The organism is Hymenobacter sp. 5317J-9 (assembly GCF_022921075.1).
GTDB lineage: Bacteria > Bacteroidota > Bacteroidia > Cytophagales > Hymenobacteraceae > Hymenobacter.
In genome coordinates this window covers 1,367,632-1,392,611 of sequence record NZ_CP095050.1, presented here as the reverse complement: position 1 = coordinate 1,392,611, position 24,980 = coordinate 1,367,632, and the positions used below count along the sequence as shown (strand labels likewise).

16 protein-coding genes are annotated in these 24,980 nt (G+C 64.4%); 7 read left to right on the top strand and 9 right to left on the bottom strand.

Going from position 1 to position 24,980, the window contains the following annotated elements:
- Position 1: 1 nt before the first annotated feature.
- The 5 genes from MUN81_RS05705 to MUN81_RS05685 all read right to left on the bottom strand — a co-directional run bounded on the left by MUN81_RS05705 (position 2) and on the right by MUN81_RS05685 (position 7,117).
- Positions 2–3,076, bottom strand: a complete 3,075-nt coding sequence (locus MUN81_RS05705; protein WP_245115790.1) for an AIR synthase-related protein — start codon at positions 3,074–3,076, stop codon at positions 2–4.
- Positions 3,077–3,218: 142 nt separating this feature from the next.
- On the bottom strand, positions 3,219–3,845 hold the full coding sequence (gene pyrE, locus MUN81_RS05700) for an orotate phosphoribosyltransferase (RefSeq protein ID WP_245115789.1): 627 nt from the start codon (positions 3,843–3,845) through the stop codon (positions 3,219–3,221).
- Between the two features lie 51 nt (positions 3,846–3,896).
- Entirely contained in the window at positions 3,897–4,676 is a 780-nt protein-coding gene (gene pyrF, locus MUN81_RS05695) for an orotidine-5'-phosphate decarboxylase (protein ID WP_245115788.1), read from the bottom strand.
- A 48-nt stretch (positions 4,677–4,724) separates the two neighbouring features.
- Positions 4,725–5,573, bottom strand: a complete 849-nt coding sequence (locus MUN81_RS05690; protein WP_245115787.1) for a hypothetical protein — start codon at positions 5,571–5,573, stop codon at positions 4,725–4,727.
- Between the two features lie 656 nt (positions 5,574–6,229).
- Positions 6,230–7,117: a DNA/RNA non-specific endonuclease gene (locus tag MUN81_RS05685; protein WP_245115785.1), complete on the bottom strand. Its 888-nt coding sequence runs from the start codon at positions 7,115–7,117 to the stop codon at positions 6,230–6,232.
- A 290-nt stretch (positions 7,118–7,407) separates the two neighbouring features.
- Between MUN81_RS05685 and MUN81_RS05680 the strand changes: the two genes are divergently transcribed.
- A complete protein-coding gene (locus MUN81_RS05680) occupies positions 7,408–9,012 on the top strand; it encodes a hypothetical protein (protein WP_245115784.1) in 1,605 nt (534 codons plus the stop codon).
- 89 nt (positions 9,013–9,101) lie between these two features.
- On the opposite strand, the gene MUN81_RS05675 is transcribed toward MUN81_RS05680, so the two are convergent.
- Positions 9,102–11,318, bottom strand: a complete 2,217-nt coding sequence (locus MUN81_RS05675) for a T9SS type A sorting domain-containing protein (RefSeq protein WP_245115782.1) — start codon at positions 11,316–11,318, stop codon at positions 9,102–9,104.
- 372 nt (positions 11,319–11,690) lie between these two features.
- Here MUN81_RS05675 and MUN81_RS05670 point away from each other — a divergent pair, with 372 nt between their 5' ends.
- Both MUN81_RS05670 and MUN81_RS05665 read left to right on the top strand, forming a co-directional pair.
- Positions 11,691–13,052 (top strand): sigma-54 dependent transcriptional regulator, encoded by a 1,362-nt coding sequence (locus MUN81_RS05670; protein ID WP_348533166.1) that lies wholly within the window; start codon positions 11,691–11,693, stop codon positions 13,050–13,052.
- A gap of 68 nt (positions 13,053–13,120) precedes the next feature.
- Positions 13,121–16,012 carry a PAS domain-containing protein gene (locus MUN81_RS05665; protein ID WP_245115781.1) on the top strand — a complete coding sequence of 964 codons (2,892 nt, stop codon included), beginning with the start codon at positions 13,121–13,123 and terminating at the stop codon, positions 16,010–16,012.
- 290 nt (positions 16,013–16,302) lie between these two features.
- On the opposite strand, the gene MUN81_RS05660 is transcribed toward MUN81_RS05665, so the two are convergent.
- Positions 16,303–16,686, bottom strand: coding sequence for a T9SS type A sorting domain-containing protein (locus tag MUN81_RS05660; RefSeq protein ID WP_245115780.1), 384 nt, complete (start codon positions 16,684–16,686; stop codon positions 16,303–16,305).
- Between the two features lie 173 nt (positions 16,687–16,859).
- Between MUN81_RS05660 and MUN81_RS05655 the strand changes: the two genes are divergently transcribed.
- From MUN81_RS05655 to MUN81_RS05645, 3 genes are all read left to right on the top strand, one after another.
- Complete coding sequence (locus MUN81_RS05655) at positions 16,860–17,978, top strand: FAD-dependent oxidoreductase (protein WP_245115777.1); 1,119 nt, start codon at positions 16,860–16,862, stop codon at positions 17,976–17,978.
- Positions 17,979–18,132: 154 nt separating this feature from the next.
- The gene (locus tag MUN81_RS05650) at positions 18,133–19,365 is read left to right on the top strand and encodes a type III polyketide synthase (RefSeq protein WP_245115776.1); all 1,233 of its coding nucleotides are present in this window, start codon (positions 18,133–18,135) and stop codon (positions 19,363–19,365) included.
- A gap of 44 nt (positions 19,366–19,409) precedes the next feature.
- Entirely contained in the window at positions 19,410–20,111 is a 702-nt protein-coding gene (locus MUN81_RS05645) for a methyltransferase domain-containing protein (RefSeq protein ID WP_245115775.1), read from the top strand.
- 8 nt (positions 20,112–20,119) lie between these two features.
- Here MUN81_RS05645 and MUN81_RS05640 read toward each other — a convergent pair whose 3' ends face one another.
- Entirely contained in the window at positions 20,120–21,025 is a 906-nt protein-coding gene (locus MUN81_RS05640; RefSeq protein ID WP_245117364.1) for a histone deacetylase, read from the bottom strand.
- Between the two features lie 236 nt (positions 21,026–21,261).
- Between MUN81_RS05640 and MUN81_RS05635 the strand changes: the two genes are divergently transcribed.
- Entirely contained in the window at positions 21,262–22,494 is a 1,233-nt protein-coding gene (locus MUN81_RS05635; protein WP_245115773.1) for an NADP-dependent isocitrate dehydrogenase, read from the top strand.
- A gap of 153 nt (positions 22,495–22,647) precedes the next feature.
- Here the strand turns inward: MUN81_RS05635 and MUN81_RS05630 are convergent, their stop codons facing one another.
- Entirely contained in the window at positions 22,648–24,600 is a 1,953-nt protein-coding gene (locus MUN81_RS05630; RefSeq protein ID WP_245115772.1) for an IPT/TIG domain-containing protein, read from the bottom strand.
- Positions 24,601–24,980: the final 380 nt, after the last annotated feature.

Genomic DNA, 24,980 nt, shown 5'->3' with positions numbered 1-24,980 from the left:
ATTACACGGAAGGCGGGTGGTTTAGATGGGCCACCTCGCCCACGCTGAGGAGCTGATTAACAGGCCCGTTGCTCCAGATGCTGCGCAACGTCGCTGCATCGGCCGAAATCACGGTGCGGCCCGCGTGCTGCACCAGCAGCCGCACTTCTTTGGTCACCAGGCCCAGGCGGGTGGCCCGCTGGCCCAGCAGCTGCTCAAACGCTACCACGTCTTCGGGCGCCACCGTGGCCAGGAAACGCGAGTGCGACTCCGAAAACAATTGCACCGGCAGCGGCAGGCCCTTTTCGGGCAGCTCGATGCTGGCGCCGCAGTCGTAGCCGAAGGTGCACTCAGCCAGGGCCACGGCCAAACCGCCGTCGCTCAGGTCGTGGCAGGACTGAATGAGGTTCTGGTCGTTGGCCTGGCCGATGAGGGTGTACAGCGCTTTGGCTTTCGCGAAGTCAACCTTGGGCACGTTGGCGCCCAACTGGCCGTGCAGGGCGTAGAACTCGGAGCCGCCCAGCTCGTCGTAGGTTTCGCCGAGCAGGTACACCACGTCGTCGGCCTGCTTGAAGTCGGAGGTGATGGCGCGGCGCACGTCTTCCATCTTGGCCGTCATCGAGTAGAGCACGGTGGGGGGCACCGAAATCTTCACGCCGTCGGCCTTGAAGTCGTTTTTCATCGAGTCCTTGCCGCTGGTGAGCGGGATGCAGTAGGCCGCCGTGGCGTCGCGCAGGGCCTCGCACATGCGCACCAGCTTGGCCAGTTTCTGCTTGCCATCGGGGTTGCTGGCGGCATCGTACACCGAATCAGGCACGCAGAAGTTGTCGTTCACCGACCAGAAAATGCCGTCTCCGGGCGTCAGGTTCGGCAGCTTCCCGCCCACCGCAATAATCTGGCGCACGGCCTCGTCGAACGAGCCAGCCGACATGTGGTAGGCGTCCAAATCGCCGTAGCGCGGCAGGATGCCGTTGCTCACGGCCACGCCCTCCCAGCTCTCAAAATTGAAACGCACCACGGCCGCGTCCTGCGGCGCCTGGCCGGTGGCGCCCATCAGGGGCTTCACAATGGTGCGGCCCTTCACCTCGTGGTCGTACTGCCGAATGACCGATTCGCGCGAGCAGATGTTTAGCGAGCCCAGCAGCTGGCCCAGCGTGGCGGTGTAGTCGGTAGCGGCCGGAATCTCCGGCTCGGCGGCGGCGGGTTTGGTCCACTCGGCTTCCAGCACCTTGCGCGGTACGCCCTCGTGCAGAAACTCCATGTTCAGCCGGGCCACCGGGGCGCCGTCGAAGCGCACATCCAGGAAACCGTCGGCGGTGAAGAAGCCGATGTCGGTCAGCTCCACTTCCATTTCCTGGCCCAGCGCCGTGATTTCGGCCATTTTGCCGGGCTCCACCACGAGCGTAAACCGCTCCTGCGACTCGCTCACAAAAATCTCCCAAGGCCGCAGGCCGGGGTACTTCAGCGGCACGCGCTCCAGCTCCACCACCGCGCCGCCCGAGATGCCGGCCAGCTCGCCCACGGACGACGAGAGGCCGCCCGCGCCGTTGTCGGTGCTGCATTTCAGCAGGCCGCGGCGCGAGGCCAGCAGCAGGAAATCCATCGCCAGCTTCTGGGTGATGGGCGAGCCGATTTGCACGGCTGTGGCGGGCGCAGTTTCGTCCAGCTCGATTGACGAGAACGTGGCGCCGTGGATGCCGTCTTTGCCCACCCGGCCGCCGGCCATGATGATGCGGTCGCCGGCATCAATGATTTTTTCCCAGGAATCTTTGCCCGCAAACTGCATCGGCATCACAGCGCCGGTGCCGCAGTACACCAGCGGCTTGCCCGCGTACCGGTCATCGAACACAATGGCGCCGTTCACGGTAGGTACGCCCGACTTGTTGCCGCCGTCCTCGATGCCCTTGCGCACACCTTCCAGAATGCGGCGCGGGTGCAGCTGACCAGTCAGCAGTTGTCCCTCAAATTCAGGGTTGCCGAAGCACAGCACGTTGGTATTGAACAGCAGCCGCGCGCCCCCGATGCCAGTGGCCAATGGGTCGCGGTTGTTGCCCAAAATGCCCGTGATGGCCCCGCCGTACGGGTCGATGGCCGAGGGCGAGTTATGCGTTTCCACCTTCCACACGAACAATGAATCGGGGTTGATGCGCACCGCGCCGGCATTATCCGAAAACACCTTAATCAGCCAGTCGTTGCCGTTGGCGCGCAGCTGGCGGTCCACTTCCGACGTGGCGTTTTTGATGTAGGTTTTGAAGAGCGAATCAATCTGCTTCTCCTCGCCCGTTTCGGTGTCCTTGTAGTTGATAACGGCCGCAAACTCCTTGTGCTTGCAGTGTTCCGACCAGGTCTGGGCAATGATTTCCAGCTCGCAATCGGTGGGGTCGGCGGGCAGGCCTGCTGCCTTCCGCTCCGCCTGTGTCTCAGCAGCGGCGAAGTAGTCGCGCACGGCCCGCATTTCCTCCAGGTTCAGCGCGTAGATGTTGTCCTTCGACAACTGCAGCAGCTCCGTGTCGCTCAGGCCCGTCAGCGAAACGACTTCGGTAATGGCTTCGGCGCCGCCGCCGGGGCGCGGCGTGTAGTCGCGGATGCCGTCGGCCACGCGGCCCACTTCCAGCCAGTTGATGAGCTTGTTGCCGAGCAGCTCCTCCGCGATGCGGCGCAGGTCGTCGGCCGGCAAGTCGTTTTCGAGCAGGTAGAGCTTCTTGCTGAAGATGTGCTGGGTGTGCACGTCCAGCGGCTCGTTCAGGATGTCGGCCAGGGCATTTTGGGCCGAAGTGCCTTCGTCGTCGGTCACGCCAGGGCGGCGAGCTACCAGGATGTAGGTGGCATAGCCTTCGGCGCCAGTTAATTCATTCAGGCGCACGTCGTGCAGCACCGGGTCGGCGAGACAACGGGTGGCGAAGTCGCTGAGTTGCGTTTCGCTCAACGGGTAGCGCACCGTATAGATGGCAGCGCTGCGCACGCGGCCGGTGCGCAGGCCGAGGTGGCGGGCGGCGGCTTCGGCCACGCGCTGGCCGTCGCCGTCGTGCTGGCCGGGTTTCAGCGTGAGCTGAATGGTGTGGGTGCTTTGGGTGGTGTCGGGATTGGTATCGGACATCGAAGATATCAGAACGTCATGCTGAGCGAGGCCGAAGCATCTCTACTGCACAACTAATTAGTTACTATCACAACGAAGCGGTAGAGATGCTTCGACTTCGCTCAGCATGACGTTCAAGCTGGGCGTTTGGGCTTTTCATTCTCTAAAACGCTTTCTCCGGCCGGCTGCCGGGCTTCACCACCGGCACGCCGGCCGCACAGAGCGGGCAAGCGTCCGGCTGGTAAGTAGCGGCTTGCACCGACAGCAGCGCGAAGTGCGGAAAATCCAGCCCGCCCTGGCCACCCGTGCGGTCAATCAGCGAGGCCACGCCCAGCACCTCGGCGCCCAGCTCGCGCAGCACGCGGGCCACTTCCAGCGTGCTCTTGCCGGTGGTCACCACGTCTTCGGCGATGATGACTTTTTCGCCGGGCTCAATGGTGAAGCCTCGGCGTAGGGTCATCTGCCCGTCGGCGTCGCGCTCGGTGAAGATGCCGGGCACGCCCAGCTGCCGGGCCAGTTCGTAGCCAATCACCACGCCGCCCATGGCCGGGCCCACCACCACGTCGGGCTGCAGGTCGGCGGCCTGAATCTGGCCGGCCAGCGCGGCGGCGGCCGGCGCGGCCAGCTCCGGGCGGCGCAGGAAGCGGGCGCACTGCACGTAGGTATCGGAGTGCAGGCCCGACGACAGCCGGAAGTGCCCGCGCAGCAGGGCGTCTTCTTGCCGCAGCTGCTGCTCCAGCAGTTCGGCATCGAGGGCAATGGGCGAAGGAGTGTCGGTGGTTGGGGTCATGGTTACAGAGATTCGAAAACGCAAAAAGCCGCGGGGAAGCGGCTTTTCGGGTCAGGCATGTTGGGGGCTCGTCACGGCCCGAAATTCGTTGATTTGTTCTTGCAGTTCGCGGGCAGCGGCGCCGGCGTCTTTGGCCTGCCAGATGCCCCGCGAGGAGTTTATCAGCAGCCCGCTGCCATCGGCACGGAGGCCGGCGCGCAGCGTGGCCGACAAGTCGCCGCCCTGTGCGCCAATGCCCGGCACCAGGAACCATTGCTCGGGGCAGGCGGCACGCAGCTTGGCCACGGTGGCCGGCTCGGTGGCGCCCACCACCAGGCCCACGGTGGCTTCGGTCAGTTCTTCGTCCATTAGGCGAGCCAGGCGGGCCGCCCAGTCGCTGATGGAGCCGCCGCGCGTCATGGCCGCGTCCTGCAGGCCGTGCACGGGCTTGTTGGACGTTTTGGCCAGCGAAAAAACCACCTTGCCGGGCCGGGCAAAGGGCCGGATGGTGTCGTCGCCCATGTAGGGGTTCACGGTCACGCCGTCGGCGCCCACCACGTCGTAGGCGAAGCGGGCGTATTGTTCGGCGGTGTTGGCGATGTCGCCAAACTTGCCGTCCAGAATCACGGGAATGTCCGTGGGGATGCTGCGGACGGTTTGCTGGAGCAGGGCCACGCCGTTTTCACGGCTCAGAAAGAAAGCCAGGTTGGGCTTGAAAGCGGCCGCGTAGGCGGCGGTTTCGGCAATTACTTCGTGAATGCGCTGGGCCGCGGTGGCATCGTCGCCCGTGGGGTCGAGGCCCACGCACAGCAGGGAGTTAGCAGCTTGAACACGGGAGAGGAGCTTTTGCATGGCAGCGTGGTCGGTGGTGGGAATTTTGGAAATGAGTGTGGAGCGCAATTATCGAGTAGCAGAAGCGGTGTGGGCCACCTCGGCCGCCAGCCGCGCCGTGAGGCCCGGCGAAAGCCATTCGCCGCTGGCCACTTGCACGGCCTGGGCGCCCACGCGCAGGTAATCCTGCACGTCGCGAAGAGTGAAAATACCGCCAGTTCCCAAAATGGGCAACTGCAGCTTGTCGTCGTTGGCCAGCTCCCACACGCAGCGCAGGGCCAGCGGGCGCAGCGCCTCGCCCGAGAGGCCGCCCACCAGCGGCGCGGCGCCGGGGTCGGCGGGCAAGTGCAGCACTTTCAGGGTGTTGGTGGCGGCCAGCGCGGTGGCGCCGCCTTCCTGCGCGCCCAGGGCCAAGCCGCGAATATGGTCGGGCCACGGCGGCAGCTTCACCACCACGGCCGCGTTGTCGCGCAGCTCGTTGCGCACGGCCTCGGTGGCTTCGCGCACGTAGCGGGCCGTGATGTCGGGGCCCGCGCCGGAGTGCGGCGCCGTGATGTACACTTCGAGGCCGGCAATCTGCTCGCCGGCTTCGCGCTGCAGGTAGCGCGCAATCTTGCGGAAGCCCGGCACACCCGGCGCGGTCACGCTCACAAACACCGGCACGCCGAAGCGGCGCAGCCGCGGCAGGTGCTCGTGCACCAGGCCTTCGGCGCCTTCGGTCCGAATGTCGGTGCGGTTGAGCAGGGTTTGGTCGGCCACCTGCAGGATGCCTTCGTCGCCGGGCAGGCCCGGGCGGGGCTCCATGGTCACGGTTTTGGTGAAAATCGCGCCCAGGTGCTCGCAGCCGTCCCCGGCCAGGTCCCAGGGAGCGGTGGCCAGGCACACGGGGTTTTGTAAGGTAATGGCGCCGAGTTTCATAGTTTCTTTCAGTTATCAGCGGCTCGTTGGCGGTTGTCGGGCGGGGTGCCGGCCGCGGGCCGAGCCGCTTGCATTAACAGGAGTGATGGAACAGCGCCGAGGCGCCGGAATAATTATCTATCCGAACCAGACGCGCATAAAAAAACCGTTTCGGAATCCGAAACGGCAGCGGGGCAATAACCCAGAAAAACAGCGGCAATACCAGCAGAAAAATCGCAGAAACCGATGGCGGCACAGACCTTCCGGTCTTCTCGCGGGCTGCTGCTGAGCAAGGTCCCGCGCTTCATCAACGGGTGTTTGGGGTGAAGCACGACGCAAAATTAAGAAAGCATTACACCCGGCCAACCTCCGGTAATGTTAACTTTAAATTGTGCGGAATTTTTCGGGTGGTGTTTTCGCCCTAACTGGCTAATCAGCGGGTATTTCGGGCTATTTATTTCGGGCCAAAAAAAACTTGTCACTGCGTAACGCATTGCTTTGCAGCCACAAGCCGCCGTACCTTTAGCTTTCGCGTGCGGAGTAGTTCATACCACTCCTTCCCGTCCGGCAACAGAAAAGGCCATGAAATACCTTGTATTTCATGGCCTTTTCTGTTGCCGGACCGCCTCTTTATGAGTTGGTAAAACGGAAGCCGTATCCGGCAGCTGGGCGCGCTATCAGCTCGTGGGGCCGGTGTCGACCTTCGCTTCAATGGTGGCCTGCACCGTGCTGTTCACGGCCGAAAGGATGTTGTAGCCCGTGGCCTGCTCAATGGCATCCACCGTGGTGCGGTAGCTGCCCCAGCTGGAGCTGATGCTGGTGGTGTTGGGCGTGTCGATGGCGATGATGCGCGTGCTGGTGGTGACGCGGCTGGCGTCGGAGCTGCCTTCGGGCAACACCACCACAACTTTCCAGCAGCGGGCCGGCACGGTGATTTTGCCGCTGGCAATGGTGGTGGCGTAGCCGTTCACACCGGTGCCGCCGCTGCCGTAGCTGCCGCAGATGACGTAGAGCTCGTAGCCTTGGCCCACGAGGGTGCGCTCGTAGTTTTCGAGGTTGGCCCAGGTTTGCTGGTTGTTGTTGGCGGCCTGGGGCATCATGTTGGTCATGAGGAAGGTGGCCGAGTTGTCGGCCACCGAGCCGGTGCGGTCGGCCGAGGGGCAGTTGTGGCCGCGGTCGAAGCCCGAGCCGGTGTAGCTGCTGCTAGTGGCGTGAAACCAGGTGCTGGGCAGTGTGGCGTCGGACGAGAAGTTGTCCTGACGGGGTGTGCTGCCCAGCCAGGCGCTGCTCAGGTGCCAGCTCACCCAGTTCGGCTTGCCCTTGTCGCGGCTATACGACAGGCTGTACTGGGTCTTGGTCATCAGGTAGTTATTGGGGGAGTTGGTGGCATCGGTCACGGCCCCGCTGGGGTTGCCCATGGCCAGGTTGTTGTCGCGGGTGGCGTCCTGGTTTACCACGGCCGCGGTAGGACCGGCGGCCGGGGCCACCTGCGCCTCGCGCGAACACGAAACCGCCAGGGCCGCGAGCAGCGCCACGCTGCCCATGCGTAAAAGGGTTTGCTTCATAAAAAAAGATGGTGGGGGTGAGATGATGAACGGTGTCCGCAAAATTCCGACCCCGGCATTGCGGGGGCACCGTCGCAATGTTACGTCTTGGTTATCATTATCCGAGGGGCCGCATCCACAAGATTTTGGCATTGACAATCAGGATTTTTTGGAATGATGTTTGAGCATATAATTCTTCTATTATTGCAACATTCTAACGCCGCTGTGCCAGCCAGTTGTGGCTTGGCTGGCGGTTTCCTCGTGCTACCTGTCTTTTCACCTTTTCCATTTTCCCTTTTCACATGAAAAAAATGCTACGTTTATCCTGGGCGTTCGCCCTCATTGGCCTGCTTTGGGCCAAGCCGGCCGCGGCCAGCCACATGCAAGGCGGCGACCTCACCTACGCGGCCCTCGGCAACAACCGCTACCTCGTCACGCTGCACATCTACCGCGACTGTTCCGGCATTTTGCTGTCGCCCTTCACGCTGGAATGCCGCTCCGGCGGGTGCAACACGACGGCCAACGTCACGGCGCCGTTTGTGCAGGTGGGGCCCGGGGTGGCGGCCCGGCAGTATTGCGCCACCCTCAACGGCGTGTGCAACAGCACCATCACCAACACTGAAGCCTTCACGTACACCGCTACCGTGACCCTGCCGCCGGCCGCGCGCTGGGTGTTGAGCACCGCCCAGAACGCCCGCCCCTCCACCGCTAACATTGCCAATCCCGGCGACCTCTACTTCGAGGCCACGCTGAGCAACCTGCTGCCTGTGCCCGGCACCACGGGCTTGGCCATTGCCAACAGTTCGCCGGTGAGCAGCGTGCAGCCGGCCTTCTTTGTGCCGGTGCACCGCCTTTCCACCCTCAGCAACAACGCCTTCGACCCCGACGGCGACTCGCTGGTGTACTCGCTCGAAACGCCCCTGGAAGCCTGCAACACGCCCATCACGTTTAATCCGTACCCGGCGTCCACTCCCACCGTGCTCAGCAGCAACCCCTTGTGCGTGTACCAGCCCATGTCCATTAGCAATTACAGCGCTACGCTGCCTATTGCGGTGGACATGGACACGGTGGGTACCTGCCCGGCCAAATCGGGCGTTAACCCTCGCTTCCGCTTCGATGCGCGCACGGGCACCATCAGCCTGCAACCCAGTATCTACAACGGCACGGCGCTCCCGGCCACCGGGGTCAACAAATACGCCGCAGCCGTTAAAATCAGCGAGTACCGGCGCCTCAACGGCAGCTACGTGCTCATCGGCACCACGCGCCGCGAGTTGTACTTCATGGTGTATGATTGCGGCACCAACCTGCTGCCCGTGGTGAGCCCGCTGCTCACGGTGCAAACTGGCACCCGCACCACCACGCAGACGCTGGGCCAGGTCATTCCGGCCATCACGGGCGAGCCGGTTTCGGTGCTGGTCACGGCCACCGACCGCAATGCCGGCCAGGCCCTCGCCTTCACCCTGGACTACAACGCCATGCCCGGCACCACGCTGCAAAACCTCGGCAACGGCCAGGCCCGCCTCACCTTCACGCCGCCGCTGAATACTACGCCCGGCCTCTACCGCGTGGGCGTGACGGTTGAAGACGACGCCTGCCCCATTAAAGGCAGCGAAACGCAACTGCTCACCTTCCGGGTGTCGGCCAGCGGGCCGCTGGCCAGCCGCGCCGGCGCGGTCTCACATATCGCCGCCTACCCCACTCCTTTCACCCAGGAAGTGCACTTTCAGCTGAGCACGCCCGGCGCCCAGACCCTCACCATTTGCGACCAGCTGGGCCGCGCCGTGGCCACCGTGCGCAGCCAGCCCGACGGCTCGGTGCGCTGGCAGCCCGCCGCTGGGCTACCCGCCGGCCTCTACCTGGCCCGCCCCGCCACGGGCGGCCCGGCCATCCGCCTGCTTCGCAGCGCCGCCCAATAGCAACGCCGACGGCATTTCCCCTTCGACGCAAAAGCCCTGCCGATACTATCGGCAGGGCTTCTTTTTTATTGCAGAAAGAATAGGTGTGGTTAGCGAGCCCCGACCACCAGGCGCTGGGTGGCCAGCGTCTGACCGGCGGCGCCGCGCAGCACCACATGGTACAGGCCGGGGGCGAGGGCCGGCATGGCCACGTTGGTGGCGGCGTTGGGCACGGCCACCTGGCCCGCCAGCTGGCCCAACTGCGAGTAGGCCTGCACCACGCCGCCCGTGGCGGGCAGGTTGGGGCAGTGCACCAGCACGGCGCGGGCATCGGTGGCGGGGTTGGGGTATACTTCGAGCTGCGGGGCCGTAGCGGCCGACTTGCCCACGGCCACGGCCACGATGGACGACAGCGTGCTGCTGCCGCCATGGTCTACCTGGCGCAGGCGGTAATACACCGTGGTCACGCCCAGCGCGCCAGCTTCAGCGTCGCGCAGCTGGTAGCTCAGGCTGCGGGTGCTGCTGCCGGCGGCGGCCACCTGGCCCACGGCCGCAAACGGCACGTCGACGCCGGTGGAGCGCTCCACCACAAAATGGCTGCTGTTTTTCTCCGATGCGGTGGTCCACATCACGTCGGCGCCGTTGTTGGCCCACTTGGCGCCGAAGGACGTCAGCTGCACGGGCAGCGGGGTGATGATGGACGGGATGCCGCCGGTTTTGTCGTCGGCGAAGGCGTAGTGAATGGGAAAGTTGGTGAGCAGCGAAGCGCCAGCCGTAGCGGTGATTTGCACCGACGCGAAGGGGCGGGTGGTGAGGAAGGAGATTTCCTGCCGGCCGTCGGGCAGCAGGGTCAGCGCGAGCAAGGAGCTGCCCGAAGCGCTTTCGAGCAACCTGCCATCGGCGTCGTAGGTGGTCAGGGTCAGCTGGTCGAGCAGCGTAGCGTCGAGCAGGCCGGTGCCGTTCCCCACCACCATGCCGGCGCGGTTGCCGGCGGCGCCGGTGCCGTTCAGCACCAGCTTCAGTTCGGCGCTGGTGAGCAGGCCGGTGGGGATGTTCAGGGTAGCCACCGTGTTGGGGTCGTTGTCGGCCGCCCCCTGGGGGTTTGTCACGCCGCAGGGCCCGAGCACGCAAATGCCGGTGGTGCTGGTCGTGTACTTGCCAGACGTCTGGCCCACCGGAAAGTCCGACTGCACATGCGTGCTGCCCTCAAAGGCGCGGGGCTCCACGCCAAAGCCGTAATACAGCTTCAGGTCGTCGAGCACCGACACTAGGCCAATGCGCTCAATCTTCACCTCGTCAAAAGGCAGCTTGGTGCGGAAGCTCACCTGGTACTTGCCATCGGGCAGCGCGTGCAGCTCCAGCAGCTCGGCGCCGGTGGCGGTTTCGCCGGTGGGCATGCCGTCGCGGTAGGTGCTCAGGCGCAAGCCCGACAAAATGCTCAAATCCAGCAAGTCGTCGTTGCCAATCACAAAGCCGGCGTAGTAGCCGCCCGGGGCGTCGAGGTTGCTGGCCAGCTTCACCGACAGCGCGGCCGGGCACGACACGGTGGCCAGGCTGTTGAAGGTGGCGTAGTTGGTCAGGTCGTTGTCGACGGCCCGCTCGGGGTTGCTCACGCCGGCCCCGACGCAGGCGCTCAGCACGCCCGCATTCGAAGTGCCCGCGCCGTAGTACTGCGACAGGTCCGCGCCACTGGCGGTGAACTGCGACAAGGCGCCTTTGGCCTGCGGCTGCACCAGCGATGGCACGGCGTAGGCGTAGTGAATGTTGAGCTTAAACGACAGCGTGGTGAGGCCGCCCACGTCGAGCTGCACGTGCGTAAAGGGCGCCTTGGCCACAAACTCCAACTGCGTGGGCCGCGTGCTGCCCAGCAGCAGGTCGTGGGCCACTTCGGCCGACACCGGCCACGATTCCTGCCACTGCGCGCCGTTATAGGTAGAAAGGACCATCACGTTCACCAAGCTCAGGTTGAGCGGGTTGGAGAACGTAGTGGCGTTGCTCACCAGCACTCCGGCGCGGTCGCCGGCCGAGCCGCCCGCCCCGCTCAGCCCCAGCCGGATGCTGGCCGTCGAGGCCACGCTGAGAAAAGTGTTGAGCACGGCGAAATTGGTCAGGTCCGCATCGGCCGCCCGTTCGGGGTACTGCACCCCGCTTTCCACGCCCAGAATGGTCCTTTGGTAAGTGGTGTAGTTAGAATAGATGTTGGTAGTGGAATAAGCCGGCACCGTGGAGGCCAGCGCGGCGCCCGTGCCCAGCGAAAAGACCAGGGCGGCCAGCAACCAGGTCCGCAGCCGGACCAATGAAGCAGCAGTGGGAGTAGCGATTTGCATGATAGTCGTAAAAAATATTTAAAAGTTTGGCACCCTGCCGTACCAATTCATGCAATTCCGCGGCCATCAAGCCGTAGCTCCACTGCTCGCCTAAGAATCAACTACATAGTTTTTTTGCCGTATTTTTTATTTGTCTCATTTTGGGATTTTGTTCCTAAAACTAGAATAATAAGAAAATTTGCGCGCAATCCGAAGCGCATTTCACCTCGTATATGCCTCATTTTGTCAGTTATTTTAACAAGCGTGTTGATTTTAGCTTATTTTTGCAATATAACTTTTCCAATGCTGCCCACGCGCGTAAATACCTGCTCTGGCTGAGGTTTTAGCCAGATAGCAGCTGAGCCCTGCTTCATTTCGAACCTTCTTTCCTCTATGATGCCTACTCTACCGTTTAAGATTTTCGTGGTGGAAGACAACGAGTGGTACGGCGAGTTGCTGGTGCACCGCCTGGGCCAGAACCCCAACCACACCGTGCATCGTTTTGCCACGGCCAAGGCCTGCCTCGAGCAGCTAGGAGAACAGCCCGATTTCATCACCCTCGACTACTCCCTGCCCGACGCCAAAGGCGAGCAGGTGCTGCGCCAGATAAAAGAGCGGTTGCCCGGCGTGGAAGTCCTCGTCATCTCGGGGCAGGAAGACGTGGGCACCGCCGTGAGCATGCTGCGCCAGGGCGCCTACGACTACCTGGTGAAGGACGAAAACACCCTCGACCGCCTCTGGAACATCGTGGGCAAGGTGGAGCAACAAGCCCGCCTGCGCCGCGAAAACAACCAGTTGCGCCGGCAGATAGGGGCGCGCTACGGCGCCGGCCAGCCGCTGCTGGGCGAGCACCCCACCATGCAGCACGTGCACACGCTGATTACCAAGGCTGCCCGCACCACCATCACGGTAAGCGTGAGCGGCGAAACCGGCACCGGCAAGGAACTGGTGGCCAAGGCTATTCATTTCCAGTCGAGCCGGGCCACCCAGCCGTTTGTGGCCGTCAACATGGCCGCCATACCGCGCGAGCTGGTGGAAAGCGAGCTGTTCGGCCACGAGAAAGGGGCCTTCACGGGGGCCGTGGCGCGCCGCGTGGGCCGGCTGGAAGAAGCCAACGGCGGCACCCTGTTTCTGGACGAGATTGCCGACCTAGAGCCCAGCCTGCAGGCCAAGCTGCTGCGCGTGCTGCAGGAGCGCGAGGTGACGCGGGTGGGCGGCAACCAGACCGTGGCCTTCGACGTGCGCCTGATTGTGGCCACCCACCGCGACCTGCTGGCCGAAGTGCAAGCCGGCCGCTTCCGCGAAGACCTGTACTACCGCCTGCTGGGACTGCCCATTGCGCTACCGCCCCTGCGCCAGCGCGGCACCGACGTGCTGCTGCTGGCCGAGTCCTTTGTGCGCGACTTCTGCCAGGTGAACAACCTGCCGCCGCGCCAGCTCAGCGACGAGGCTCGTGACCGGCTGCGCGCCCACCCCTTTCCCGGCAACGTGCGCGAGCTCAAGGCCGTGGTGGAACTGGCCGCGGTGCTGGCCGACGGCGAGCTGATTGACGGCGACGACCTGCCCCTGCGCGCGGGCCGGGCCACCACCATCGGGCCGGGCAGCCAGCTCTCGCTGCGCGAACAGACCACGGCCATTGTGCAAAGCTGCCTCGACGAGATGGACGGCGACGTGCTGGCGGTGGCGGCGCGCCTGCACATCGGCAAGTCAACCATTTACCGCATGATTCAGCAACAGGAGCTGCGCGTGGGCTAGGCCGCGGGCGCGCCGCCCGTGCCGTACATTGCCTTTCCGTTCTGCCCCCGTCTCCTTCTGCTATCCCGATGATGCGCCGCTCCCGTTCTCCCCGCCTGGCCCGCCGCCCCCCGGTGCCGGCCGTCCGGCGCGCAGCGGCGCGGGAAGCCCATTCGGAAACCCCGCCCCGGCCCCTGCCGGGGCCCGAGGCGCCGCTCTTCGGCAACGGGCTGGCCGACAAGGTGCCGCTCATCCTGTTTAGCTACGACGTGCAGCACCTCCGGCTGCTCCACTGCAACCGCCACTGCGAAACCGTGCTGGGCTTCACGGCTCACGACCTGCTGAGCCAGGGTTCCCTACTGGGGCCCAATCTGCTGCACCCCAGCTCGCTGGCCCACGCGCAAAGCAGCAACCTGAACGTGCTGCTCGCCCAGGACCGCGACCTGACCTGGGACTGCCGCGTGCGCCACCGCGACGGCGGCTGGCGCTGGCTCCGCATCCGGGTGCGCGCCAGCGCCTGGACGCCCGACGGGCAGGTGCGCGAGCTGATGGGCAGCGCCGAAGACGTGAGCCGCCACCGCGCGACGGTGGAAGAGCTGCGCCACAACCGCCACCTGCTGCGCCAGGTGGTGGACCTGGTCCCCAACCTGATTTACATCTACGACCTGCGCCTGGAGCGCAACACGTATTGCAACCGTCGCATCGAGCTGGTGCTGGGCTACACCAGCGAAGAACTGCTGGCATTTCCCGACGGCACCCTGCTGCCGGGCCTGCTGCCCCACGAAGCCCAGCAGCGCCTGCGCGAGCACTGGGCCGCCGTGGCCCGCCTGCCCGACGGCGAAGTGCTGACGCTGGAATATTCGGTTCGCCACCGCAACGGCTCCCTGCGCTGGCTGCGCAGCAGCCACACGCCGTTTGCCCGCGGGGCCGACGGCGCCGTTACGAGCATCATTGGCGTGGCCGAAGACATCACCGACCGGCGCGCCACCGACGCCCATCGCCGCTCGGCCAGCGAGCGGCTGGCCGAGCAGCACCGTCTGTTCCGGCAGGTGATTGACGCCCTGCCCCACCCCATCTACCTCAAAGACGGCTACGGCAACTACCTGCTGGCCAACCGCGCGCTGGCCGAGCTCTACGGGCTGACGCCGGATGAACTGGTGCGGTTTGGCCCGGCCAATGCCCCAGCGGTGACCGCCGCCGAGCTGGCCCGCTATCAAGAGCAGGACCGCCAAGTGCTGGCCACCGGCGAAGACCTGACCATTGAGGAGTCGTACACCTACCCGGACGGCACGGTGTCGTGGTTCAGCAGCGTGAAGCGCCTGTTTGAGCGCGCCGACGGCACGGCCCAGGTGCTGGGCGTGGACAGCAACATCAGCGAGCTGAAGCGCACGCAGCAGGCGCTGGAGCAGGCCATTGGCGAAGCCCAGGTAGACGCCCAAGCCAAGCAGGACTTCCTGGCCAATATGAGCCACGAGATTCGGACGCCGCTGCACGGCATTCTGGGCCTGACCGGGGTGCTGGCGAAGACCACGCTCAGCCGCAGCCAGCACGACTACCTGCGCCTGCTGGCCGAGTCGGCCGAGCACCTGCTGAACGTGCTGAACGACGTGCTGACCACCGCCCGCCTCGGCGCCGGCAAGCTGCGCGCCGAACTCACTCCGTTCAGCCCCAGCGAATTACTAATAGGCTGCGCGGCCCTGCTGCGGCCCCGAGCGCGCGAAAAGGGCCTGCGCATGCGCATTGACAAGCCCGCGCAACTGCCCCAGGTGCTGGGCGATGCCCACCGGCTGCGCCAGGTGCTGCTCAACCTGGTCAGCAACGCCATTAAATTCACCGAGACGGGACAGGTGCAGCTGCGCTGCCGCAGGGTGCCCGGCCCCGCCCAGTCCGCTGCACCCGCCGGCACCGTGTGGCTGCAGTTCACGGTGCGCGACACGGGCGTGGGCATACCACCCGAAACCCTCGACAGAGTGTTTGAGCCCTTCACGCAGGCCACGGCCAGCACCGACCGCGAATACGGCGGCTCGGGCCTGGGCCTCAGCATTTCGGAAGGGCTGGTGGGCCTCATGGGCGGTGTCCTGCGCGTGTGCAGCGAGTTGGGCCAGGGCAGCACCTTCTCCTTCACGCTGCCGTTGCAGCCGGTGCCGGTGGCTGCCCCCGAGCCGGAACCGGCCCCCGCCGCGCCGGCCGCCACCGAAACCGCGGCCGGCCGCATTCTGCTGGTGGAAGACAACATGGTGAACAGCCTGCTGGCCGAAACCGTGCTGCGCAACTGGGGCTGGCAGGTAACCACCGCCGCCAGCGGCCCGGCCGCCATCCAGCTGTTTGAACACCGGCCCTTCGACCTCGTGCTCATGGACATCCAGATGCCGGGCATGGACGGCGAAACCGCGGCCCGCGCCCTGCGCGCCCACCCCGACGCCGCCCGGGCCGCCACGCCCATCATCGCCCTCACGGCCCGCGCCCAGGCCGGCGAGGCCGAACGCCTCAAAGCCTCGGGCTTTGCCGGCTACCTGGCCAAGCCCTATCGCGAAGAGCAGTTGCTCGAAATCATGCAGGAGGTGCTGGCCCGGCACCGCCCCGCCCCCGAATCCGCCTCACCTCATCAACTCTCAGATTCCATGCCTTCTGCAGCCCCCCTCTACGACCTGAGCAATGTGCGCCAGCTGGTGCGCCACGACGAAGCCATTGTGCGCCGCCTGGCCTGGGCCTTCATCGAGACCACGCCGGCCATTCTCACCGCCCTCGACGAGGCCCTGACCAAGCCCGACTGGGAAGCCGTGGGCGACGCCGCCCACCACCTCAAAAGCTCCCTCGACGGCTTGGGCGTGGAAAGCCTGCGCCACGTCATCCGCGAGATTGAGGCCTACGGCGAAACGGCGCCCGCGCCCGCGCTAGCGGCACAGAAGGTAGCCCAAGTGCGCGCCGTGACGGAAGAAGTGATGGCCGCGCTACGGGCCGAGTTTCCGGAGCAGGCCTAGGCGTAAAATGCCGAAATGTTGTTGAAACCCGCCTCCGCGTTTTGGGGTTGAATACCCAGCGGCGGCTTCCTGACCGGGCCGCCTTTTTTCCACCCGAATTCACCTTAGTCTTATGTTTATCTTCATGCTCGGCCTGTTGGTACTCACGGCCATTATGGCCTATAGCACCGTCAACAACGTGAAGGAGATGCTCGCCCCGGAACCGGTGCGGGTGAAATAACCTCCTTGTTGCCAGACACAAAAAAAGCAGCCCGAAGGCTGCTTTTTTTATTTGTAGTGCTACGACCAAACTAGCGAATCACGAGCTTGCACATCTGGCTGGTGTTGTCGGACTCGAGGCGCACGTAGTAGAGGCCGTTGGCAAATTTGCTGAGGTCGAGCATTTTGGTGTACCGGTCGTTTAGTTCCGTGAGGGTTTCGCGGTACATCACCGAGCCGATGACGTTGAGCACGCTCAGCTCGACTTTTTTGCCTTGCAGGTTGTTGATGGTGAGGTGCACGATGCCGGTGCTGGGGTTGGGGTACACCACCAGGGTTTTTTCGTCGTTGCCGGGTTTGGCGCCTTGCTGGCCGGGGCGGCTCAGCGCAGCAGCCGAGGCGGCGGGCAGGCGCAGCATCGGCGCCAAGCCGAAGCACAGGCACAGCAGCAGGGATAGAAAGTAGCGTTGCATCATAGTATACTTAAGGTGGGAAAGGAAGCGCGGAAGGCTAAGCAGGATAACGAAAAAGGGTGATTTTAGTTGACAAAGATACGGCGGCCAAATCTTTAGGGCCAGCCGTATATACGAAAACCTCGATGAAGTACGGCAATTTCGCTCCCATTGTTCTCATTTTACCGACCAATTAGGTGGATATTCTCTTGATTGGCGGTGGGTTAGCCGGCCTGGCCGCGGCCCTCGACCTGGCGGCGCGGGGCCACCAGGTGACGGTGGTGGAGCGCAAGCAGTATCCCTTTCACAAGGTGTGCGGCGAATACGTGAGCAACGAAGTCCTCCCCTACCTGCGACGCCTCGGGGCCGACCCGGCCGCGTTGGGGCCGGCGGCCATCAGGCGGTTTGAGCTGTCGTCGCCGGGCGGGCGCACGCTCACGGCGCCGCTCGACCTGGGCGGCTTTGGGGTGAGCCGCTACCGACTCGACGACTTTCTCTACCAAACCGCGCAGGCACAGGGCGTCGTTTTTCACCTGAAAAGCACGGTGACCGACGTGGCTTACGACGCCGCCACCAACCAGCACCGCGTGGCCCTGGCCGACGGCCGCCAGCTCACGGCCCGCGTGGTGCTGGGCACCTACGGCAAGCGCGCCAACCTCGACCGGCAGCTGCAGCGCGGCTTTTTTGCGCAGCGCTCGCCCTACCTGGGGGTGAAATACCACCTGCGCCTGCCGGGCTTTGCGCGCGACGTGATAGCGCTGCACAATTTTGCCGACGGCTACGCCGGCATCTCGGCCATTGAAGAGGACAAGCTGTGCTTCTGCTACCTCACCACCCGCGAGAACCTGCGGCGCCACGGCACCATTCCGGCCATGGAAGCCGCGGTGCTGGCCCGCAACCCGCGCCTGCGCGAGATTCTGGACACGGCCGAAGTGCTGTATCCGCAGCCGGAAGTCATCAACGAGATTTCATTTGCGCCCAAGCAGCCAGTGGAGCAGCACATCCTGATGGTGGGCGACGCGGCCGGCCTGATTACGCCGCTGTGCGGCAACGGCATGGCCATGGCGCTGCACGGCGCGGCGCTGGCGGCGGCGGCGGCGCACGATTTCCTTGCCCACACCACCACCCGCCCGGCCATGGAGGCGGCCTACTCCCGGGCCTGGCAGGCCCAGTTTGGCGCGCGGCTGCGGGTGGGGCGGGCGGTGCAGCGGCTGTTTGGCGGGCCGGTGCTGAGCGAGCTGGTGGTGGGCGGGCTGCGCCACTGGCCGGGCGCGGTGCAGGCCCTGATGCGGCGCACCCACGGCCGGGAATTTTAGCCCCCGCGGGCCTACGCCAAAAAGTTATTAGCTCGATTTTGGCCCGGTCCGGCGCAAAACCGGTTGTTATCCCGTAAATAGGCGAGTCGATGCCGGGGCAAGGGTCCGGGCGCCGGCGTTACCCCTGCTCTTTCGTCCGTAATTCCTTTCCCGCATGCCGAGTTATTTAGGTGCCATTGGCACGGCCAACCCCGTTCATCGCATTGCTCAGCCGCAGATTGCGGAATTTATGGCGCAGGCGCTGGGATTTGGCGACGCCGACACGCGCAAGCTGCGGGCGCTGTACCGAGTGTCGGGCATCGAGCACCGCTACTCGGTGCTGCCCGACTACGGCCGGCCCAACGGCGAATACACCTTCTTTCCCAACACGCCCGACCTGGAGCCCTTCCCGAGCGTGGGCCAGCGCATGGCGGCCTACCGCCGCGAAGCCCTGCCCCTGGCCGTGGAAGCCGTGCGCAACTCTTTGCGCCAAGTGCCGGACGTGGAAGCGAACAGCATCACGCACCTCATCACGGTGAGCTGCACGGGCATGTATGCGCCGGGGCTCGACATTGAGCTGGTGCAGGCGCTGAGCCTGCGGCCCGACGTGCGCCGCACCTGCGTGAACTTCATGGGCTGCTACGCGGCCGTGAACGCCGTGAAGCTGGCCGACGCCTTTTGCCTGGCCGATGCCGCGGCCCGCGTACTCATCGTGAGCGTGGAGCTGTGCACGCTGCACTTTCAGAAAAGCCCGGAGGAAGACCACCTCGTGAGCAACGCCCTGTTTGGCGATGGCGCCGCCGCCTGCCTGGTGCAAGCCGAGCCGCTGCCCAACTTGGCGCCCAGCCTGGCGCTGCAAGCCTTCCACTGCGGCCTGGAGCCCGACGGGCACGACGACATGGCCTGGCACATCAACGACTTCGGGTTTGAGATGACGCTAAGCAGCTACGTGCCCAAGCTCATTCAGCGCGGCATCCGGAATCTGACGGACGGGCTGCTGAACAGCCTGCCGGTGCAACTCGACGACATCCGGCACTTCGCCATTCACCCGGGCGGCCGCAAGATTCTCGAAACCATTGAAACCGAGCTGGGCCTGACCCGTGATGATAACCGCCACGCCTACCGCGTGCTGCGCGACTACGGCAATATGTCGTCGGCCACGGTGCTGTATGTGCTGCGCGACGTGCTGGCCCACGCCACGCCCGCCGACCACGGCGCACCGGTGCTCAGCTTCGCCTTCGGCCCAGGCCTGACCATGGAGGCCATGCTGTTGCAGCTGGCAGTGAACAGTGAACAGGTAGCAGTTGGCGGTGAGCAGCTAGCAGTAGACAGTGAGCCGCTAAGCGTTGCGGCGCAACTGCGACAGGAAAAAATAGGCCGGGCAGCAAAACTGTTCACTGCTAACTGATAACTGTTCACTGCTAACTGATAACTGTTCACTGCTCACTGAAGATGTTCGCACAACGCGCATCCGGCCCGGAGTTGATGGATGACCTGACGTTGGCCAGCGAGGCCCTGCGCCAGAACCTCGACGAGCTGGAAACCATCAACACCTGGCTGGGCGGCTACCAGCCGGTGCTCAATGCCTTGAGCCGGCTGTGGCCGCGCTTCCCGCCAGGCCGCCCGCTGCGCGTGGCCGACCTAGGCAGCGGCGGCGGCGACACCCTGCGGCAGGTGGCCCGCTGGGCCCGCAAAAAGGGCCTCAACGTTGAATTGGTCGGAATTGACGCCAACGAGTTCATGCTGGACTACGCGGCCACCAAAAGCCAGGATTACCCCGAAATCAGCTTCCGCCAGTTCGATATTTTCTCGCCCGAATTTCAGGCGCAGAATTTCGATGTGCTGACGTGCAGCCTGTTTTGCCACCATTTCACCGACGATGAACTGGTGACGCTGTTGCGGCAGTGGCAGGAGCAGGCGCAGGTGGCTGTAGTCATCAACGACCTGCACCGGCATTGGCTGGCCTACCACAGCATTAAGTGGCTGACGCGGCTGCTGGGCGGTTCCTATTTGGTGCGGCACGATGCCCCGCTGTCGGTGGCGCGGGCCTTTCGGCGCGAGGACTGGGAGGCGCTGCTGGCCCGGGCCGGCATCACACGCTATGAGCTGCGCTGGCGCTGGGCTTTTCGCTGGCAGGTGGTGCTATTGAAGTAGCCAGGCCTTTATGCCCACAACCCGGCCGCGACGCGGAACGTGTTGGCGTGGGCTTCCACGATGTCGGCGATGCGCTCGGAATAGCCGCCGCCCATGCACACCACCACGGGCAGCCGGTGCCGGTGGCAGAGGCCGAGTACCAGTTCGTCGCGCTGGCGGCAGCCCGCGCGGCTGAGGCCGAGATGGCCCAGCTTGTCGGTGGCCAGCACATCGACGCCGGCGAGGTAGAACACGAAATCGGGCCGCACCTCGTCGAGCAGGCGTGGGAGGGTATTGGCCAATAGCCGGAGGTAGGTAGCGTCGTCGGTGCCGTCGGGCAGCGGCAGGTCGAGGTCGGAGGCTTCCTTGCGGGCGGGGTAGTTGCGGCCGCCGTGCATCGAAAACGTGAATACCCGGGGCTCGTGCTGGAAGATGGCCGCCGTGCCGTTGCCCTGGTGCACGTCGAGGTCGACGATGAGGATTTTCTGCACCGTGGGCTCGTGGGCCAGCAGCCAGGCGGCAGCGGCGGCCTGGTCGTTGAGCAGGCAAAACCCTTCGCCCCTCGCCCGGAAGGCGTGGTGAGTGCCGCCCGCAATGTTGAGCGCCACGCCCGTTTTCAGGGCCCGGCGGGCGCCCTCGATGGTGCCGCCCAGGATGGTGACTTCGCGTTCGAACAGCGCCGCCGACCACGGAAAGCCGGTAGCCCGCTCTTCCTGCCGCGTGAGTTGGCCCCGGCGCAGGCGCTGGTAGTAGTCGGCGTCGTGCACCCGCAGCACGTCGGCGTCGGGCGGCGGCTGAGGCGTGAAGAAGTCGGCCTCGGTGGCCGTGCCTTCGTGCAGCAGCTGCTCGGGCAGCAGCTCGTACTTGAGCATGGGAAACCGGTGGCCGCTGGGCAGCGGGTGGGCGTAGGTGGGCGCGAAGGCAATGGGCAGCATCATGCGGCAACAAAGTAAGCGCCGCAATGGCCGGGGGGCGGGCTGCCGGCCACTCCCACTGCCCTCGTGGCGCGCGGGTTGGCGCTACACAAACCATTGTGTGATTTCGGGGCCAACAGGGGGTAATAGCTTTCCGGCGCTGCTACCTTTGGGCCCCGCTGCCAAACCGGGCCCACCGGAACAGCGGCTTTCCTCGACTTACACGCCCATTATTTCTTTTTAACCTCCCCAAGTTCATGACCAAAATCAAAGTAGCCAACCCCGTAGTGGAGCTCGATGGCGACGAAATGACGCGCATCATCTGGAAGTTTATCAAAGACAAGCTGATTACGCCCTACCTCGACCTCGACATCAAGTACTACGACCTGGGCATTGAATACCGCGACGAAACCAACGACCAGGTGACCATCGACGCGGCCAACGCCATCAAGCAGTACGGCGTGGGCATCAAGTGCGCCACCATCACCCCCGACGAGGAGCGCGTGAAGGAGTTCAACCTGAAGCAGATGTGGAAGTCGCCGAACGGCACCATCCGCAACATCCTGGACGGCACGGTGTTCCGCGAGCCCATCGTGATGCAGAACGTGCCCCGCCTGGTGCCCAACTGGACGGCTCCGATTTGCATTGGCCGCCACGCCTTCGGCGACCAGTACCGCGCTACGGACTTCGTGACCAAAGGCAAGGGCAAGCTCACCATCACTTTCCAGCCCGAAGACGGCGGCGAGGCGCAGTCGTTTGAAGTGTTCAATTTCAAGAGCGACGGCGTGGCCCTGGCCATGTACAACACCGACGAAAGCATCCGCGGCTTTGCCCACGCCTGCTTCAACCAGGCCCTGATGAAGGGCTGGCCGCTGTACCTGAGCACCAAAAACACCATCCTGAAGAAGTACGACGGCCGCTTCAAGGACATCTTCCAGGAGATTTACGAAGCCGATTACCTGGCCAAGTTCCAGGCTGCCGGCATCACCTACGAGCACCGCCTGATTGACGACATGGTGGCCTCGGCGCTGAAGTGGAACGGCAACTTCGTGTGGGCCTGCAAAAACTACGACGGCGACGTGCAGAGCGACACCGTGGCCCAGGGCTTCGGCTCGCTCGGCCTGATGACCTCGACGCTGGTGACGCCAGACGGCAACACCATGGAGGCCGAAGCCGCCCACGGCACCGTGACGCGCCACTACCGCGACCACCAGAAGGGCAAGCCCACCAGCACCAACCCCATTGCCAGCATCTTCGCCTGGACGCGCGGCCTGGAGTTCCGCGGCAAGCTCGACGGCAACCAGGAGCTGGTGAATTTCTGCCACGCCTTGGAGCAAGTGTGCATCGAAACCGTGGAAAGCGGCAAGATGACCAAGGACCTCGCCGTCTGCATCCACGGCAACAAGGTGGAGCACGGCCGCGACTACCTCTACACCGAGGAGTTCCTGGAAGCGCTGGACACTAACCTGAAAAAGAAGCTGGGCGCGTAATTCGCTCGGCCCATCTGCACAAAAAAGCCCGTCCGGTTGCCGGACGGGCTTTTTTGTGCAGATGGGCGTTGCCTGCTTGTGTCTTCGCTGCCGGAACTCACTTCAAAAGACCTGAGCCGCCGCAACAGCCCAGCCGGGCGCATCATCGGCTGTTTACTGAACCTGAATCGGGTAACGAAATACCCTGCCTTCAGGCGCACTCACGGCCAGGATGTAGCTGCCACTGGGCACCTCTCCTACCGCCACTTCTCCGGTTGGCGAAATGCGGCGCACCGCCATGACCTGGCCCAATAAGGTATATAACGTTGCCTGGACCGGCACCGAAGCCGAGCCGTTGCCGTACCCTCCCAGCTGCAACCGGCCCCCTGCCGGCACGGGGTTAGGCCAAAAATCCTGCCTGGTCGCTCTGGGGCCGGCGGTGCTCGTTGCGGTGCCCACCTGAAAAACCAAGCCCGCCGGGCCCGCGCCGGCGGCTGTTTGCACACTCACGGGCCCGGTGGTGACGCCGGGTGGCGCTATGGCGGTGAGCGTAGTGGGCGAGGTAGCCGTGAAGGAAGCGGCCGGCACGCCGTTGAAATAAACCGCCGTGGTGCCGGCCAGGCGGGCCCCGCGAATTGCGACGGGGGTACCCGCCGCGCCTTGAGGCGGTGACAAGCCGACAACTATCGCCAGGGGACTGTCGCCAATCTTGACCAGAAAACCGGTATGAGCACCGGGGTTGCCCACCTGCGTGTTGGGGCCAAACCCGATGCTGGGCCCGGCATAAAAGCCGGCCGCGTAGACCCCGCCCCGGTGGTCCAGGGCCACGCTCTGCCCAAACTCGTCGTAGGTGCCGCTGCTGGTGGTGGCCACCCAGTTGAAGGCGCCCGTGGGGCTGAGTTTGGTCACGAAAAACTGGCCAAACCGCCGGCCCAGATTGGGCATCACGATGCTGCCAAACGTGGCCCCAATGCCATAGTCCTGATACGACCCCACCACGTAGGCACTGCCGTCGTCATCTACCACCAAATCACTGGTCACGTCGTTGTCGGTGCCACCTAGCCCATTGGCCCATAAGTAGTTGCCATTTGGGTCGAGCTTGGCCACGTAGCCGTCAAAATTGCCGTTGCCCCTATTCGGTATCGTAATGGAGTCGAAGGTGGCCGACGGCTGCCCAAACCCGCCGGTAACCAATACATTGCCAGCATAGTCGACGCCAACGCCGCCGGCGTAGTCATAGCCGGGCCCGCCGGCGCTACGCACCCAGAGCCAGTTGCCAGCCGGGTCCAGCTTGCCGATGAATCCATCCTGCAAGCCATTAGCCGTCAGCGTGAAACGACCAAAGTTGTTGGTCAGGCCGAAATTACCGGTGCAATACACGTTGCCCGACGCATCTAGGGCCACGCGTCCGCTGCGGCTTCCGGTGCGAACGGCCCAGAGCCAATTTCCCTGCGCGCTCCGCTTGGCTACAAACGCGTTTTCAACCAAGGGTACGCCCTGCAGGGTGATTGCGCCAAACTGCACCGTGGTATTTGAGAAGGTGCCGGCGAGCACCAGGTTGTCGGCGGCGTCAACTGCCACAGCGGTGATGTTGAATGCCGGCGGAATGGTTGTGGCCCATTGGCACACGCCTTGGGAGTCATATTTAGCCAAAAAGCCCAAAATGGCGCTGCCGCTGTTGAGCGCAAAAGCGCCAAAAGTGGCTGAATATCGGAAATACCCGGCCACGTACACATTGTCTAACGCGTCTACGGTCACGGTGAAGCCCGCATCGTCGCCGCGGTCGCCGGCGCGCACGGCCCAAAGGGCCTGGCCGGAAGCATCGAGCTTAGCCAGAAAAATATCCTGCTCGCCGGCGCTGGTCAGCGTGGTGGAGCCAAATTCCACGGACCGTTTGAAGCTGCCGGTCACGTAGGTTTGTCCGCCGGCGGTGGTGGCAATGGTGGTGACGTCGCAATCGTGGCGGTCTATCGTGCCCACTTGCCCGAGGGAGGTTGTTCCCACGCCCGCGGCCCACGTGTAGGGCGGCGCCTGGGCCTGCGCGGGCAGTAAGCCCAATCCTACAATGCAAAGGAAGCCGAGTAGGCCGGTCAGCCCCCAGGTAAACGCGCGGAGAGGTTGAAGCATAATGAAAGCAAGGTAGCAAGGGCGCCCAGCAACGTGCGCTGTTCTTGCATCTCATCTCCATAATTAATTGCGCAGAGCCCGTTCCGCAACGCGCGACATGGCCCCTGGGCAGCCACTTCAGGACAAGTATTGGTGGTATGGCGTTGGTGGCCAAGCTAGGGTACCCGACCCGTGAAGGAGCGGGCCGAAAGCCCTTGGTTGCGGTACCCACTGCGTTTTGGCACTCGGCAAAGTAGTTGCTGGCTTTGGTGCTGTCGCCCAACGCAGTGAAAAATGCCTCGCATTCCGCCTTCTGCATGACCCAGGGGAATGACTTGCGACCTGCGTTTTAGGAGCCAGTATTGTCCGTGGAGCACCTACCGCACCAGCGTGGACGCCAT